Origin of the sequence: Variovorax sp. SG517 (assembly GCF_013376045.1) — a bacterium.
Taxonomy (GTDB): domain Bacteria; phylum Pseudomonadota; class Gammaproteobacteria; order Burkholderiales; family Burkholderiaceae_C; genus Variovorax.
On the sequence record NZ_JABMJG010000001.1, the window covers coordinates 601,378 to 616,135 of the forward strand.

Annotated in this window: 13 protein-coding genes; all 13 read right to left on the reverse strand. The window is 67.2% G+C overall.

What is annotated here, in order from left to right:
* Window positions 1–42: 42 nt before the first annotated feature.
* The 13 genes from FHT32_RS02730 to FHT32_RS02790 all read right to left on the reverse strand — a co-directional run bounded on the left by FHT32_RS02730 (window position 43) and on the right by FHT32_RS02790 (window position 14,664).
* Window positions 43–810 carry an endonuclease/exonuclease/phosphatase family protein gene (locus FHT32_RS02730; RefSeq protein ID WP_176663098.1) on the reverse strand — a complete coding sequence of 256 codons (768 nt, stop codon included), beginning with the start codon at window positions 808–810 and terminating at the stop codon, window positions 43–45.
* Window positions 807–1,283, reverse strand: coding sequence for a dihydroneopterin triphosphate diphosphatase (nudB, locus tag FHT32_RS02735; RefSeq protein WP_176663099.1), 477 nt, complete (start codon window positions 1,281–1,283; stop codon window positions 807–809). Before nudB ends, FHT32_RS02730 begins: the two co-directional genes overlap by 4 nt.
* Window positions 1,284–1,403: 120 nt before the next feature.
* Window positions 1,404–3,212 (reverse strand): aspartate--tRNA ligase, encoded by a 1,809-nt coding sequence (gene aspS, locus FHT32_RS02740; protein ID WP_176663100.1) that lies wholly within the window; start codon window positions 3,210–3,212, stop codon window positions 1,404–1,406.
* 40 nt (window positions 3,213–3,252) lie between these two features.
* Window positions 3,253–3,885, reverse strand: coding sequence for a DUF502 domain-containing protein (locus FHT32_RS02745; RefSeq protein ID WP_176663101.1), 633 nt, complete (start codon window positions 3,883–3,885; stop codon window positions 3,253–3,255).
* A 15-nt stretch (window positions 3,886–3,900) separates the two neighbouring features.
* Complete coding sequence (locus FHT32_RS02750) at window positions 3,901–4,230, reverse strand: FmdB family zinc ribbon protein (RefSeq protein ID WP_176663102.1); 330 nt, start codon at window positions 4,228–4,230, stop codon at window positions 3,901–3,903.
* A gap of 105 nt (window positions 4,231–4,335) precedes the next feature.
* Window positions 4,336–5,787, reverse strand: coding sequence for a sodium:solute symporter family protein (locus FHT32_RS02755; RefSeq protein ID WP_176663103.1), 1,452 nt, complete (start codon window positions 5,785–5,787; stop codon window positions 4,336–4,338).
* A 13-nt stretch (window positions 5,788–5,800) separates the two neighbouring features.
* Entirely contained in the window at window positions 5,801–7,366 is a 1,566-nt protein-coding gene (gene ubiB / locus FHT32_RS02760) for a ubiquinone biosynthesis regulatory protein kinase UbiB (protein ID WP_176663104.1), read from the reverse strand.
* A complete protein-coding gene (locus tag FHT32_RS02765) occupies window positions 7,363–7,932 on the reverse strand; it encodes an SCP2 domain-containing protein (protein WP_176663105.1) in 570 nt (189 codons plus the stop codon). The genes ubiB and FHT32_RS02765 overlap by 4 nt, the downstream gene beginning before the upstream one ends.
* Window positions 7,933–8,015: 83 nt before the next feature.
* Window positions 8,016–9,020 carry a Tim44 domain-containing protein gene (locus FHT32_RS02770; protein WP_176663106.1) on the reverse strand — a complete coding sequence of 335 codons (1,005 nt, stop codon included), beginning with the start codon at window positions 9,018–9,020 and terminating at the stop codon, window positions 8,016–8,018.
* Between the two features lie 34 nt (window positions 9,021–9,054).
* A complete protein-coding gene (gene ubiE, locus FHT32_RS02775) occupies window positions 9,055–9,786 on the reverse strand; it encodes a bifunctional demethylmenaquinone methyltransferase/2-methoxy-6-polyprenyl-1,4-benzoquinol methylase UbiE (protein WP_176663107.1) in 732 nt (243 codons plus the stop codon).
* A gap of 146 nt (window positions 9,787–9,932) precedes the next feature.
* Window positions 9,933–10,346 (reverse strand): gamma-butyrobetaine hydroxylase-like domain-containing protein, encoded by a 414-nt coding sequence (locus tag FHT32_RS02780; protein WP_176663108.1) that lies wholly within the window; start codon window positions 10,344–10,346, stop codon window positions 9,933–9,935.
* Window positions 10,346–10,789 carry an HIT family protein gene (locus tag FHT32_RS02785; RefSeq protein ID WP_176663109.1) on the reverse strand — a complete coding sequence of 148 codons (444 nt, stop codon included), beginning with the start codon at window positions 10,787–10,789 and terminating at the stop codon, window positions 10,346–10,348. Before FHT32_RS02785 ends, FHT32_RS02780 begins: the two co-directional genes overlap by 1 nt.
* On the reverse strand, window positions 10,786–14,664 hold the full coding sequence (locus FHT32_RS02790; protein ID WP_176663110.1) for an FAD/FMN-binding oxidoreductase: 3,879 nt from the start codon (window positions 14,662–14,664) through the stop codon (window positions 10,786–10,788). The genes FHT32_RS02785 and FHT32_RS02790 overlap by 4 nt, the downstream gene beginning before the upstream one ends.
* Window positions 14,665–14,758: the final 94 nt, after the last annotated feature.

The following is a 14,758-nucleotide window of genomic DNA, read 5'->3' on the forward strand; positions in this document are numbered from 1 at the left end:
CATTCGGGGCCGCAACGCCCGTCCCTCCTTGGAGCAATGCTATCAATTAAGGAGCGTGAAATCAGCCACCAGCGGAAGGTGGTCGGACATGCGAGCCCAGATCGGGCCGCGCGGCACGTTGCAGGCCAGCGGTTCCAGGCCGCGTCCGTAGACGAAGTCGAGCTGCGCCACCGGCAGGCGCGAAGGGTAAGTGAGCGTGCGCGGGCCGCGCAGGTCGCTGGTGTCGCGCAGGCCCATGGCGTTCATGGCATAGCGCATGCGCGCGCCCCAGTCGTTGAAGTCGCCTGCCACCACCACCGCCTCGCCGGGCGGCACCTCGCGGTCGATGAATTCGCGCAGCCGCGCGATCTGCCGCACCCGGCTGCCCTTGATGAGCCCCAGGTGCACCACGATGGCGTGCACCCGCCGGCCTTCCACGTCGATCACCACGTGCAGCAGCCCGCGCTGCTCGAAGCGGTGGTCGGAAATGTCCTGGTGGTTGGTGCCCAGCACCGGCCAACGCGTGAGCAGCGCGTTGCCGTGCTCGCCATGGCGCGTGACGGCGTTGGTCTCGTAGACGGCGGTGTAGCCCTCGGGCGCCAGGAAGTCGGCCTGCGGCAGCTCGGGCCAGCGCGCGAAACGCGCGGCCGCCTGCCGGTTCATCTTTCGCACTTCCTGCAGGCAGACGATGTCGGCGTCGAGCTGCTCGATGGCATGGCCCAGGTTGTGGATCTCGAGCCGCCGCGCGGGGCCGATGCCCTGCACACCCTTGTGGATGTTGTAGGTGGCGACGCGGAGGTTCTGCACCGCTGCTGCTGCCGGCTGGTTCATCGGGCAAATTCTGGCAGCAACAGAATGGCTTCGGCATTCGACGGGGAAAAGCAGGCGTCCGCCGCCTCCCGGTACGGCAGCCAGCGCCAGTCGGTGTGCTCGCGGGGGTCGAGCGTGGGCACGATGCGTTCGGGCACGCGCAGGCCGAACAGGTGCTCGGTGTTGTGGGTGACGCCCGGCGCGTAGCGGGCGCGCCAGCGGGGGTAGATCTCGTAGACGTTGCGCAGCTGCCAGTCGACCAGCTGCGAGGCCAGCGCCGTGCCTTCGCCGCACAGGATGCCGGTTTCCTCGGCCACCTCGCGCGCCGCGGTGAGCGCGAGCGGCTCGTCGGCCACGTCCTTGCTGCCGGTGACCGACTGCCAGAAGTCGGTCTCGGCATCCGCACGCCGGATCAGCAGCACATCGAGCGCCGGCGTGTGGATCACGACCAGCACCGACTCCGGGATCTTCCAGGGCCGGGAGTCGGTCGTCATCGGGGGGTGCTCAGGCTTCTTCGCGAAACACCGAGGAACCGGCTTTGCCGGGCCTCTGGTGTTGCCCCCGGTAGGGGGTTGGCGAAGCGACACGAAGTGCGCGCAGCCTGGGGGCGAGCATCATGCTGCTGCCTGGGGATTGTTGCGCAGCTTGATGTGGAGCTCGCGCAGCTGCTTCTCGTCGACCGGGCTCGGCGCCTGCGTCAGCAGGTCTTGCGCGCGCTGGGTCTTCGGGAAGGCGATCACGTCGCGGATCGACTCCGCGCCGGTCATGAGCATGACCAGGCGGTCCAGGCCGATGGCGATGCCGCCGTGCGGCGGGGCGCCGTACTGCAGCGCGTCCAGCAGGAAGCCGAACTTGAGCTGCGCGTCCTCGGCGCTGATCTTCAGCGCGCGGAACACCTTGCTCTGCACCTCCTCGCGGTGGATACGCACCGAGCCGCCGCCCATCTCGATGCCGTTGAGCACCATGTCGTAGGCCTTGGCGATGCACTTCTCGGGAGCGGTGTCCATGAGGTCTTCATGGCCGTCCTTCGGCGCGGTGAACGGGTGGTGCACGGCGCTCCAGCGCTGGCCTTCCTCGTCGAACTCGAACATCGGGAAGTCCACCACCCACAGCGGTGCCCAGCGGTCGTCGAACAGGCCGCTCTTCTTGCCGAAGGCGCTGTGTCCGATCTTCACGCGCAGCGCGCCGATGGCGTCGTTGACGACCTTTTCCTTGTCGGCGCCGAAGAACAGGATGTCGCCGTTGCGTGCGCCCGTGCGGGCGATGATCTCGGCCAGCGCGTTGTCGTCGAGGTTCTTCACGATCGGGCTCTGCAGGCCGTCACGGCCGGCTTGCGCGTCGTTGACCTTGATGTAGGCCAGGCCCTTGGCGCCGTAGATCTTGACGAACTCCTGGTAGGCGTCGATCTCGCCGCGCGACAGGCCGCCTTCGGCACCGCCGCCGGGCACGCGCAGCGCGACCACGCGGCCACCGGCCATGGTGGCGGCGTTGGAGAACACCTTGAACTCGACGCGCTTCATCAGCTCGGTGAGCTCGGTGAACTCGAGCTTCACGCGCAGGTCGGGCTTGTCGGAGCCGTACTTGAACATCGCGTCCGCGTACGTCATGGTCGGGAACACCGGCAGGTCGATGCCCGCGGCGTTGCGGAACACGTTGCGGATCATGCCTTCGAACATCTCGCGGATCTCTTCCTCGGCGAGGAAGGAGGTCTCGATGTCGATCTGCGTGAATTCGGGCTGGCGGTCGGCGCGCAGGTCTTCGTCGCGGAAGCACTTCACGATCTGGTAGTAGCGGTCGTAGCCGGCCACCATCAGCAGCTGCTTGAAGAGCTGGGGCGACTGCGGCAGCGCGAAGAAGCTGCCGTCGTGCACGCGGCTGGGCACGAGGTAGTCGCGCGCGCCCTCGGGCGTGGACTTGCCGAGCATCGGCGTCTCGATGTCGATGAAGCCGTTGGCGTCGAGGAACTTGCGCGTTTCCATCGTCACCTTGTAGCGCAGCATCATGTTGCGCTGCATGGCCGGGCGGCGCAGGTCGAGCACGCGGTGCGTGAGGCGGGTGGTTTCCGACAGGTTGTCGTCGTCCAGCAGGAACGGGGGCGTGACCGAGGGGTTCAGTACCTTCAGCTCGTGGCACAGCACTTCGATCTTGCCGCTCTTGAGCTGGTCGTTGGTCGTGCCTTCGGGGCGCGCGCGCACCAGGCCGGTGACCTGCACGCAGTATTCGTTGCGCAGGCTCTCGGCCACGGCGAAAGTGGAGGCGCGGTCGGGGTCGCACACCACCTGCACGTAGCCTTCGCGGTCACGCACGTCGATGAAGATCACGCCGCCGTGGTCGCGGCGACGGTTGACCCAGCCGCAAAGGGTGACGGTCTGGCCCAGCAGGGCTTCGGTCACGAGACCGCAATATTGAGTACGCATGGCCATAGGGAATCCATTCCGGCGCCTCGAGGGCGCGTTCGTTCTTTTATGAGTTGGAAGACTTCACCGCCACCGTGGTGGGGCCGCCTGGAACGACCACCCCCATCGAGACGATGTACTTGAGCGCTTCGTCCACGCTCATCTTCAGTTCGATGCAGTCGCTGCGCTTGAGCATCACGAAGTAGCCGCCCGTGGGATTGGGCGTGGTCGGCACGTAGACGCTGAGGAACTCGCCCTCGCCGAGATGCGCGGCGACCTCGTTGCCGGGCGCCCCGGTCACGAAGGCGATGGTCCACACGCCCTCGCGCGGCCATTGCACCAGCACCGCGGTGCGGAAGGCATTGCCGTTCTCGGAGAACAGCGTGTCCGACACCTGCTTGACGCTGGAGTAGATCGAGCGCACCACCGGGATGCGCCGGACCACGGCATCGCCCCAGCCGAGCAGGCGCTTGCCGACGAAGTTGCTGGCCGTGGCGCCCACCACCAGCAGGATCGCCAGCGTGAGCAGCACGCCCAGGCCGCGCACCTTGTGCTCGCTCAGCCAGGTCTGCCACTGCTCGGGCAGCAGCCACAGCGTCTGGTCGAGCGTGCCGATGATCCAGTTCAGCACGCCGAGCGTGATGACCAGCGGCACGATGACCAGCAGGCCGGACAGCAACCATTTGCGCAGGGCGAGCATGGCGGTCGGAGGGCTTCAGTCGCCGCTGGCCGCGGCCGGCGCGGGAGCCGGTGCGGCGGGCGCCGGAGCGGGGCTCGGCGCGGCGGTCGTGGTGGAAGAAGAGGAAGAGGACGAAGATTCGCCGGAGGCGGTCGACGTGGCCGGCTCGGACTTCTTGCCGCCGCCGTCGCGGAAATCGGTCACGTACCAGCCGGAGCCCTTGAGCTGGAAGCCGGCGGCCGTGACCTGTTTTTCGAACGCACTCGCGCCGCACGCCGGGCACACCGTGAGGGGCGCGTCGGACATCTTCTGCAAAGCGTCCTTGGCGAAGCCGCAGGCGCTGCACTTGTAGGCGTAGATGGGCATGGGGAAATGGGGTCTAAAAAAGCGGCGCAACGGCCGCTCGCAAAGCCCTCGATTATAGGGGCGCCCCCGCCGAAGGGCGCCCGGCCCGGCCGCTGGCCCCAGGCTTCAGGCCGGCTCCGTGGCAAGCGGACGGTGCGGCGTGTGAGTGTTCGCCAACCATTGCGGCAGCAGCGAGCCGACCACCATGCCCGCGAAGGAGCACAGCACGCCCGCCAGTTGGGCCGGGAACACGGCGCCCCAGGACGAAACCCCCAGGAAGAGCAGCCAGACGCCGATGCCGAGAACGATCGAGGCCACCGCCCCCTGGGTGGTGGCCCGGCGCCAGTAGAGGCCGCAGACCAGCGGCACGAAGGCCCCCACCAGCGGCACCTGGTAGGCGCCCGACACCTGCTCGTAGATGGAAGTGCCCTGCATGCGGATCGCGTAGGCGAGCACGGCGGCGCTGAAGAGCAGCACCGTGATGCGCATGGTCATCAGGTTCTGGCGGTCGGTGCCGGCCGGGCGGAACTGGCGCCAGATGTTCTCGGTGAAGGTGACGCTGGGAGCCAGCAGCGTGGCCGAGGCGGTCGACTTGATGGCCGACAGCAGCGCGCCGAAGAACAGCACCTGCATCACGAAGGGCATCTTCTCGAGCACCAGCGTGGGCAGCACTTTCTGCGGGTCTTCCTTCAGCAGCGTGGAGGTCTGCTCCGGCATGATGAGCAGCGCGCTGGCCACCAGGAACATCGGCACGAAGGCGAACAGGATGTACGCCAGCCCGCCGATCACCGGGCCGCGCCGGGCCGCCTTGACGCTGTTGGCCGACATCACCCGCTGGAACACGTCCTGCTGCGGGATGGAGCCCAGCATCATCGTGATGGCGGCCGCGAAGAAGAACACGATGTCGTGCAGGCTCGGCTCGGGCCAGAACTTGAAGAGATCCTTGCTGACCGCGAAGGCCACCACCTTGTCGGCGCCGCCGGCCATGTTGCCCGCGAACATCGCGATCACGGCCAGGCCGACCACCAGGATGATCATCTGGATGAAGTCGGTGACGGCCACCGACCACATGCCGCCGAAGAGCGTGTAAGCCAGGATCGAGACCACCCCGATCACCATGCCCACCGGGATGCTGACCACGCCGCCCGAGAGCAGGTTGAACACCAGCCCCAGCGCCGTGACCTGCGCCGACACCCAGCCCAGGTAGCTCAGCATGATGATGAGCGAGCAGGCCACCTCCACGCCGCGGCCGTAGCGCTCGCGGTAGTAGTCGCTGATGGTCAGCAGCGTCATGCGATAGAGCTTGCCGGCAAAGAACAGGCCCACCAAGATCAGGCAGGTGCCGGCGCCGAAGGGGTCTTCCACCACGCCGTTGAGCCCGCCCTCGATGAACTTGGCCGGGATGCCGAGCACCGTTTCGGAGCCGAACCAGGTCGCGAAGGTGGTCGTGACGATCATGTAGAGCGGCAGGTGCCGCCCGGCGATGGCGAAGTCGGTGGTGTTCTTCACCCGCTTGGCGGCGTAGAGGCCGATCGCGATGGTGACAAGCAGATAGACGATGACCAGCGTCAACAACACGGTGGAGACTCCTCTAGAACAGACGCACGCGCACCAGCAATTGCATGGCGAGCAACCCCAATACAAAACCTATGCCACCGTAGACGATGGTCTGCAGCAACCGGTTGGTGCGCTTCTGTTCGGCCAGCAGTTCGAGCAGCTCGCGGCGGTTGTCGACCGGGCGATTTTCCAGGAAATCGTGCAGTAATCGAGGTAATTGGGGCAGCAATTTGGCGTACCGCGGCGCCTCGGCCTTGAGCTGCTGGAACAGCTTCTTCGGACCGATCTGGTCGACCATCCACTTCTCGAGGAAGGGCTTGGCGGTGGCCCAGAGGTCGAGTTCGGGGTCGATGTTGCGCCCCAGGCCCTCGATGTTGAGCAGCGTCTTCTGCAGCAGCACCAGCTGCGGCTGGATCTCTACGTGGAAGCGCCGCGAGGTCTGGAACAGGCGCATCAGCACCATGCCCAGCGAGATTTCCTTCAGCGGCCGATCGAAATACGGCTCGCACACGGTGCGGATGGCCGCCTCCAGCTCGTCGATGCGGGTGCCCACCGGCACCCAGCCGCTTTCGAGGTGCAGCTCGGCCACGCGCTTGTAGTCGCGCCGGAAGAAGGCCACGAAGTTCTGCGCGAGGTATTCCTTGTCCGACTCGGTCAGCGTGCCGATGATCCCGAAGTCCAGCGAGATGTAGCGCCCGAAAGTCTCGGGCTCCAGGCTCACCTGGATGTTGCCGGGGTGCATGTCGGCATGGAAGAAGCCGTCGCGGAACACCTGCGTGAAGAAGATCGTGACGCCGTCGCGCGCCAGCTTGGGAATGTCGACGCCGGCGGCGCGCAGGCGCTCCATCTGCGCGATAGGCACGCCCTTCATGCGCTCCATCACGATGACCTCGGGGTGGCAGAAGTCCCAGAACATCTCGGGAATCAGCACCAGGTCGAGCGCGGCCATGTTGCGGCGCAGCTGGGCCGCGTTGGCGGCCTCGCGCACCAGGTCGAGCTCGTCGTGCAGGTACTTGTCGAACTCCGCCACCACCTCGCGCGGCTTCAGGCGCTTGCCGTCTGCCGAGAGGTTCTCGAGCCAGCCGGCCATCATGGCCATCAGCGCCAGGTCTTTCTCGATCACGCCGCGCATGTTGGGGCGCAGTACCTTCACCGCCACCTCGCGCTCCTGGCCGTCATTGGTGCGGATGGTCGCGAAGTGCACCTGCGCGATCGAGGCGCTGGCGATGGGCGTCTCGTCGAACTGCACGAACACGTCGCTCACCGGACGGCGGAATGCGCGCTCGATGGTCGCGATGGCCACGGCAGAGGGAAACGGCGGTACCCGGTCCTGCAGGAAAGCCAGTTCGTCGGCGATGTCGGGCGGCAGCAGGTCGCGCCGGGTCGACAGCACCTGGCCGAACTTCACGAAGATCGGACCGAGGCTTTCGAGCGCCTCGCGCAGCCGCTGGCCGCGCGGCGCATCGAGGTTGCGCCCAAAGGAAAGAACGCGTGTGACCCCGCGCACCCAGGGCTTCTGGAAGCTCGAGAGCACCAGCTCGTCGAGGCCGTAGCGCAGCGCGACCCAGACGATGAAAAGGCCGCGGTAGAAGCGCCTCATTCGGCGTTGCCTGCCGGGCCGGCAGCCGAACCGCCCGCCTTGGCCGCGCGGTCGCCGACGAACTGGCGCAGCGCACCCGTCACGCGCCGCACGGCGTTGCCCAGCGTGTGCGCGGGCACGTCGCCGATCACGCGGGCGAGATCGTCCTCGATGTCCCAGCGCACGTGGTCGACCAGCCAGTTGACCTCGGCCGCCAGCTGCACGTCGCCGATGATCTGCACGGCGGGCTTGTCGCCGCGCAGCGCGGCGCGGGCGATGTCGAAGGGGGATTCATCGGTGACGGTGAGCGTCAGCTCGGGCACCGAGCCTGCCGGAGCCAGGTCGAGCAGGCCGGCCGGCGTAGCCACCAGCTCCATGGTCACGAAGCGCCACTGGAAGCGCACCACCCGCCCCTGCTGGCGCAGCAGCCGCTGCTGCGCCTCGGGCTCCTGCTGCAGCACGTGGTTCAGGAACAGGACCGCGCGGTTCTGTATCTCGTGGACCGCCCAGTCCGGGGGCTGCAGGCGCTCGCCAATGGTGTTGAAGAGGTCGCCTAGAAAAGAAAATGGGGACGATGGTGTGGCCATGTCCCCATTATCCCGCCTGTGTCGCGGCCCAGAGAGGGCCGGGCCGCGTTTCAGGTTTTTCCTGCCTAACCTGCCTGCGTGGCTTATTGCAGCGCCTGCACGCCTGCCACGAGCCAGCCGCTGTTGCCGCTGACGGGCTTGGTCATGTTCCACACTTCGCGGAACGGGCCTGGGCCCGCCGAGGCGTCTTCGCGGATCATGCCGGAGAACTCCACGCTGGCCATGTAGGCATCGGGCAGCTCCTCGATGCCGAGCAGCTTGGCGTCGAGCATCACGACTTCGGTCTTGTTCGAGGCACCGCCGGTGTGGCTGGCGCGGTCGGCCAGCTGCGAGCGGATCTCGTCGACCATGCCGTCGGTCATCATCGAACGCAGCGTCGACACGTCGGCGCGGTCCCACGCGTCCTGCAGGGTCACGAAGTTGCGCTTCGCAGCGCCGAGGAAGCCATCGACGTCGAAGCCTGCGGGGATGCCCCACGACTGCGAACCGCCGAGCGCCGAGCCGATCATGCTGCCACCTGCCGCTGCGCCAGCCGCCGAGAGGCTGCTGCCGTGCGGCGCGGCATCGAAGGCAGCGTTGTTGCGCTCCCACGGACGAGCCGATGCGTCGTTGCCCACGTTGTTCGGGCTGTACTGCGCCGGAGCGCTCGCGTTGCTCGGGCTGGCACCTGCCCCCTGGAAGGCGAAGCCGCCCTGGCGGTTGGCGACGGGCTGCGAGCGCGACTTGATCATGCGCCACACCACCACGCCTGCCAGCACGAGCAGGCCGATCAGCAGGATGTTGGCGAAACCGGCGCCGAGGCCCAGCGAACTCGCGAGCCACGCGAGGCCCAGGCCAGCGGCCAGGCCGCCGAGCATTGCGCCCCACGGGCGCTTCGGTGCTGCCGCTGCAGCAGGCGTCGCGGGCTTGGCCGCTGCCGCATTGGTCGCGTTCTGCTGCGCGGGCGCCGAGGGCGATGCGGCCTCGCGCTGCGTCACGTTGGACGACTGGCGCCCCACCGACTTGCCGCCACCCATGCGGGCAGCCTCGGCCTGGACGCTGACCAGCACCAATGCGGCTGCCAGGAACAAAGAACCCAAACTCTTCATATCGTCGTCTCCTCTCGAGCGAAAGATCGCTTCATCAACACTTGATTCCAACATGGAGGGCAGCGATTCCCCCAGTCATGTTGTGATAGTCCACATGTCCGAAACCGCCCTCTTTCATGAGGGTCTTGAGCTCCTCTTGCGAGGGGTGCATCCGGATCGATTCGGCGAGATAGCGATAGCTCGCGTCGTCGCCCGCCACGAGCTTGCCCAACCGGGGCAGCACGTTGAAGGAGTACCAGTCGTAAGCTTTCGCGAGCGGCTTCGCGACCTTCGAGAACTCCAGCACGAGCAGCTTGCCGCGCGGCTTGAGCACGCGGTTCATCTCCTTGAGCGCCGCGTCCTTGTGCGTCATGTTGCGCAGGCCGAAGGCCACGGTGACCACGTCGAAGTGGTTGTCGGGAAAGGGCAGCTTCTCCGCGTCGCAGACCATGGTGGGCAGCGCCACGCCCGCGTCGAGCAGGCGGTCGCGGCCGGTGCGCAGCATGGCCTCGTTGATGTCGGTGTGGACCACCTGGCCGCTGGCGCCGACCTTCTTCGCGAAGGCCAGTGCGAGGTCGCCGGTGCCGCCGGCGATGTCGAGGACGCGCGAGCCTTCGCCCACGTTCGCGACCATGACGGTGTATGCCTTCCAGGCGCGGTGCAGGCCGGCCGACATCAGGTCGTTCATGATGTCGTAGCGCGATGCGACCGAATCGAAGACACCGCGCACGCGGCGGGCCTTCTCGCTTTCGTCGACCGTTTCGTAGCCGAAGTGTGTGGTGCTCATGCGACCGATGTTAGGCCGGAAGCCTTCACATCAAGTCGACGACCCCGCGAGCACGGCGGACATTTGTTGCTTTTTCAGCCCCGCCCTTTCTGGGCGTAGGGCTATCTTTTCAATAGCACTCGCGGAGTTTCGGGCACTCCGCGAGCTCAGTGGCTGCCGCAGGCGTGGCCGCCCTTCTCGATCATCGGCGCGTCGCGATCGACGCCCGCCTCGGCCAGCCGGCGCTCGTAGTCGGCCCACAGCTCGGCCTGCTTCTCGCCCAGTTCGTAGAGCAGGTCCCACGAGTAGATGCCTGTGTTGTGGCCGTCGCTGAAGGTCGGCTGCACGGCGTAGTTGCCCACCGCCTCGAGATCGACGAGTTCGACCTCGCGCTTGCCGGTCTGCAGCACTTCCTGCCCGGGGCCGTGGCCCTGCACTTCTGCCGAGGGCGAATAGATGCGCATCAGCTCGAAGGGAATGCGGAAGGTCGCGCCGTCGGAGAAGCCGACTTCGAGCACGCGCGACTGGCCGTGCACGGTGATCGACTGCGGCGTCGGTGCGCCCGGTTTCAAGCCTGCCATCAGAAGCTCCTGTTGCCCAATCGCTCGATCATCGCAGCCTCGATGGCCGGCAGGCGCGCGGCGATGTCCGCCTCCAGCGCGACATTGCGCTCGCGCTGCACGGGCGCCCACACCGAGCCCGGGAAATGGCTGTCGTTCGAGAAGCGCGCGATCACATGCCAGTGCAGGTGCGCGACCATGTTGCCGAGCGCGGCGAGGTTGACCTTCGCCGGCTTCAGGTGCTCGCGAAGGCACTGCTCGACCACCGTCACCGCCTCCATGCACAGGACACGGTCGGCCGCGTCGAGGTCGGAGAACTCCGGCGCGTGCTCGCGCCACACCACGCGGTAGAAGGCCGGAAAGCCCGCCTCCTCGGCATGGATCACGCGCAGCTTCGCGCCCTCGAACACGAGGCGCCCGCCCGGGCCCTCGCACAGCACGCAACCCTGCACCTTCGCCGTCACACCAGCACCCGCTCGATGCCGCCGCGATTGGCGGCTTCCACGTAGTCGGGCATCCAGTCTTCGCCGAGGATCTTGTTGGCCATCTCGACCACGATGTAGTCGGCTTCGAGCAGGCCGTTGTTCAGGTCGTTGCCGTAGCGCGAGAGGCCCTGCAGGCAGCTCGGGCAGCTGGTGAGGATCTTCACGTTCTCCTTCTCGCCGACCTTGCCGGCTTCGCGCAGCGCGGCTTCGCCCTTCTTCAGCTCTTCTTCCTTGCGGAAGCGGATCTGCGTGGAGATGTCGGGCCGCGACACGCCCAGCGTGCCCGATTCGCCGCAGCAGCGATCGTTCTTGAGCACGTTGTCGCCCACCAGCGCCTTCACCGTCTTCATCGGGTCCTGCTGCTTCATCGGCGAATGGCAGGGGTCGTGGTAAAGGTAGCCGCCGCCGGCTGCATCGGCGAGCGTGATGCCCTTCTCGAGCAGGTACTCGTGGATGTCGACGATCCGGCAGCCCGGGAAAATCTTGTCGAACTGGTAGCCCTGCAGCTGGTCGTAGCAGGTGCCGCAGCTCACCACCACCGTCTTGATGTCGAGGTAGTTGAGCGTGTTGGCCACGCGGTGGAAGAGCACGCGGTTGTCCGTGATCATCTTCTCGGCCTTGTCGAACTGCCCGCTGCCGCGCTGCGGATAGCCGCAGCACAGGTAGCCCGGCGGCAGCACGGTCTGCACGCCCGCATGCCAGAGCATCGCCTGCGTCGCGAGCCCCACCTGCGAGAACAGCCGCTCCGACCCACAGCCCGGGAAGTAGAAGACCGCTTCCGTCTCGGAAGTGGTCGCCTTCGGGTTGCGGATGATCGGCACGTAGTCCGCGTCCTCGATGTCGAGCAGCGCGCGCGCCGTCTTCTTCGGCAGGTTGCCCGGCATCTTCTTGTTGATGAAGTGGATCACCTGCTCCTTGACGGGAGCCGGCCCCAGCGAGGCCGGCGGCGCCGAGGTCTGCTTCTTCGCGAGGCCGCGCAGCAGGTCGTTGGCCAGGCGCTGCGCCTTGAAGCCAACGCCCACCATGCCCGCGCGCACCGCCTTGATGGTCTGCGGATTGGTCGCGTTGAGGAAGAACATCGCGGCCGCGTTGCCCGGGCGGAAGCTCTTCTGGCCCATCTTGCGCAGCAGGTTGCGCATGTTCATCGACACGTCGCCGAAGTCGATCTTCACCGGGCAGGGCGTGAGGCACTTGTGGCACACCGTGCAGTGGTCGGCCACGTCCTCGAACTCCTCCCAGTGCTTGATGCTCACGCCGCGGCGCGTCTGCTCTTCATAGAGGAAGGCCTCCACCAGCAGCGAGGTCGCGAGGATCTTGTTGCGCGGGCTGTACAGCAGGTTGGCGCGGGGCACGTGCGTGGCGCACACGGGCTTGCACTTGCCGCAGCGCAGGCAGTCCTTCACGCTGTCGGCAATGGCGCCGATGTCGCTCTGCTGCATGATGAGCGACTCGTGCCCCATGAGGCCGAAGCTCGGCGTGTAGGCGTTGGTCAGGTCGGCGTGCAGCGTCTCGGGCTTGCCGGCAGGTGCGCGCAGCAGCTTGCCCTTGTTGAAGCGGCCCTCGGGGTCGACCTTGGCCTTGTACTCGGTGAAGGGGCGCAGCTCGTCGTCGCTCAGGAACTCGAGCTTGGTGATGCCGATGCCGTGCTCGCCCGAGATCACGCCGTCGAGGCTGCGCGCCAGCGCCATGATGCGCACCACCGCGGCATGCGCGGTCTGCAGCATGTCGTAGTTGTCGCTGTTCACGGGGATGTTGGTGTGCACGTTGCCGTCGCCCGCGTGCATGTGCAGCGCGACCCACACGCGGCCCTTGAGCACGCGCTTGTGGATGGCGGCGCACTCCGCCAGGATCGGCGCGAACTCCGCGCCCGTGAAGATGGCCTGCAGCGGCTGGCGCAGCTGGGTCTTCCAGCTCGCGCGCAGCGAGTGGTCCTGCAGCTGCGGGAACAGTGTGTCGACGTCCTTCAGCCAGCCGGCCCACAGCGCGCGCGTTTCCTGCACCAGCGCCACGGCCTGCGCGACGCGGTCTTCCAGCAGCTCGGCCGCGGGAATCTCGTGTGCGTCGTCGGTCTTGCCCAGCGGCAGGTTGCCGCGCGTGAGGAAGGCTTCGAGCTCGTCGGTGAGCGCGAGCTTGTTCTGCAGCGACAGCTCGATGTTGATGCGCTCGATGCCGTCGCTGTACTCGGCCATGCGCGGCAGCGGAATGACCACGTCCTCGTTGATCTTGAAGGCGTTGGTGTGGCGGCTGATGGCGGCCGTGCGCTTGCGGTCGAGCCAGAACTTCTTGCGCGCCTCGGGGCTGATGGCGATGAAGCCTTCACCGCTGCGCGAGTTGGCGATGCGCACCACTTCCGAGGTGACGCGCGCCACTTCGTTCGCGTCGTCGCCCGCGATGTCGCCGAACAGCACCATCTTGGGCAGGCCGCCGTGCGTCTTCGATTTGGTGGCGTAGCCCACGGCCTTGAGGTAGCGGTCGTCCAGGTGTTCGAGGCCGGCGAGCAGCACGCCCGAGCGCTTCTGCTCGGCGAACATGAAGTCCTTGATCTCGACGATGCTGGGCACGGCGTCCTTGGCGTTGCCGAAGAACTCCAGGCACACGGTGCGCGTGTGCGCCGGCATGCGGTGCACCACCCAGCGGCAGCTGGTGATGAGGCCGTCGCAGCCTTCCTTCTGGATGCCCGGCAGGCCCGAGAGGAACTTGTCGGTCACGTCCTTGCCCAGGCCTTCCTTGCGGAAGGTGCGGCCCGGGATCTCGAGGCGCTCGTTGCGCAGCTTCGTCCTGCCGTCGGCGGCGTAGTACTGCAGCTCGAACACGGCGCTGTCGACGTCGTGGATCTTGCCCAGGTTGTGGCCGATGCGCGTGACCTCGAGCCATTCGGCCTGCGGCGTGACCATGCGCCACGAGGCGAGGTTGTCGAGCGCCGTGCCCCACAGCACGGCCTTCTTGCCGCCCGCGTTCATGGCGACGTTGCCGCCCACGCACGAGGCCTCGGCGGAGGTCGGATCGACCGCGAAGACGAAGCCCGCGCGCTCGGCCGCATCGGCCACGCGCTGGGTGACCACGCCGGCTTCGGTCCAGATGGTGGGCACCGGGTCGGCCAGGCCGGGCAGCGGGACGTGCTCGACCTCGGTCATCACCTCCAGCTTCTCGGTGTTGATGACGACGCTGTTCCAGGTCAGCGGAATGGCGCCGCCGGTGTAGCCGGTGCCGCCTCCGCGCGGGATGATGGTCAGGCCCAGCTCGATGCAGCCCTTCACCAGCAGCGCCATCTCGGCCTCGGTGTCGGGGCACAGCACGACGAAGGGGTACTCCACGCGCCAGTCGGTGGCGTCGGTGACGTGGGCCACGCGCGAGAGGCCGTCGAACTTGATGTTGTCCTTGGCGGTGAGGCGGCCCAGCACGCGGGTGGCCTTGCGGCGCAGGGCGGCGACGTCGCGGAACTTGGTGTCGAAGGCGGCCACCGCGTCGCCCACCAGGGCGGTGAGCTCGCCCACGAGCTGGTCGCGCGGCAGGTCGCTGTCGGGGGTGCGGCGCTTCTGCACCTCGGCCAAGCGGTGCCTGAGGGCATCGACCAGCTGGCCGCGGCGGCGCGGGTTGTCGAGCAGGTCGTCGACGAGGTAGGGGTTGCGCTGGACCACCCAGATGTCGCCCAGCACCTCGTAGAGCATGCGCGCCGATCGGCCGGTGCGGCGCTCGGCGCGCAGGGTCTGGAGCAGTTCCCAGCCGCGTTCGCCCAGCAGGCGAATCACGATTTCTCGGTCGGAGAAGCTGGTGTAGTTGTAGGGGATCTCGCGCAGTCGTACCGGCTCTGCGGCCTGTGCCAATAGCGCGTTCAACGCGGTCGGAGCATTCATCGGGTGGGGCGCCTCGGCCGGGCGCTGCGCGCCCATAGCCGGGCTGGGGATTTTATTGCAGCGCCTGGGGTCTTGCCGCGTGGCGGTCGCTTCG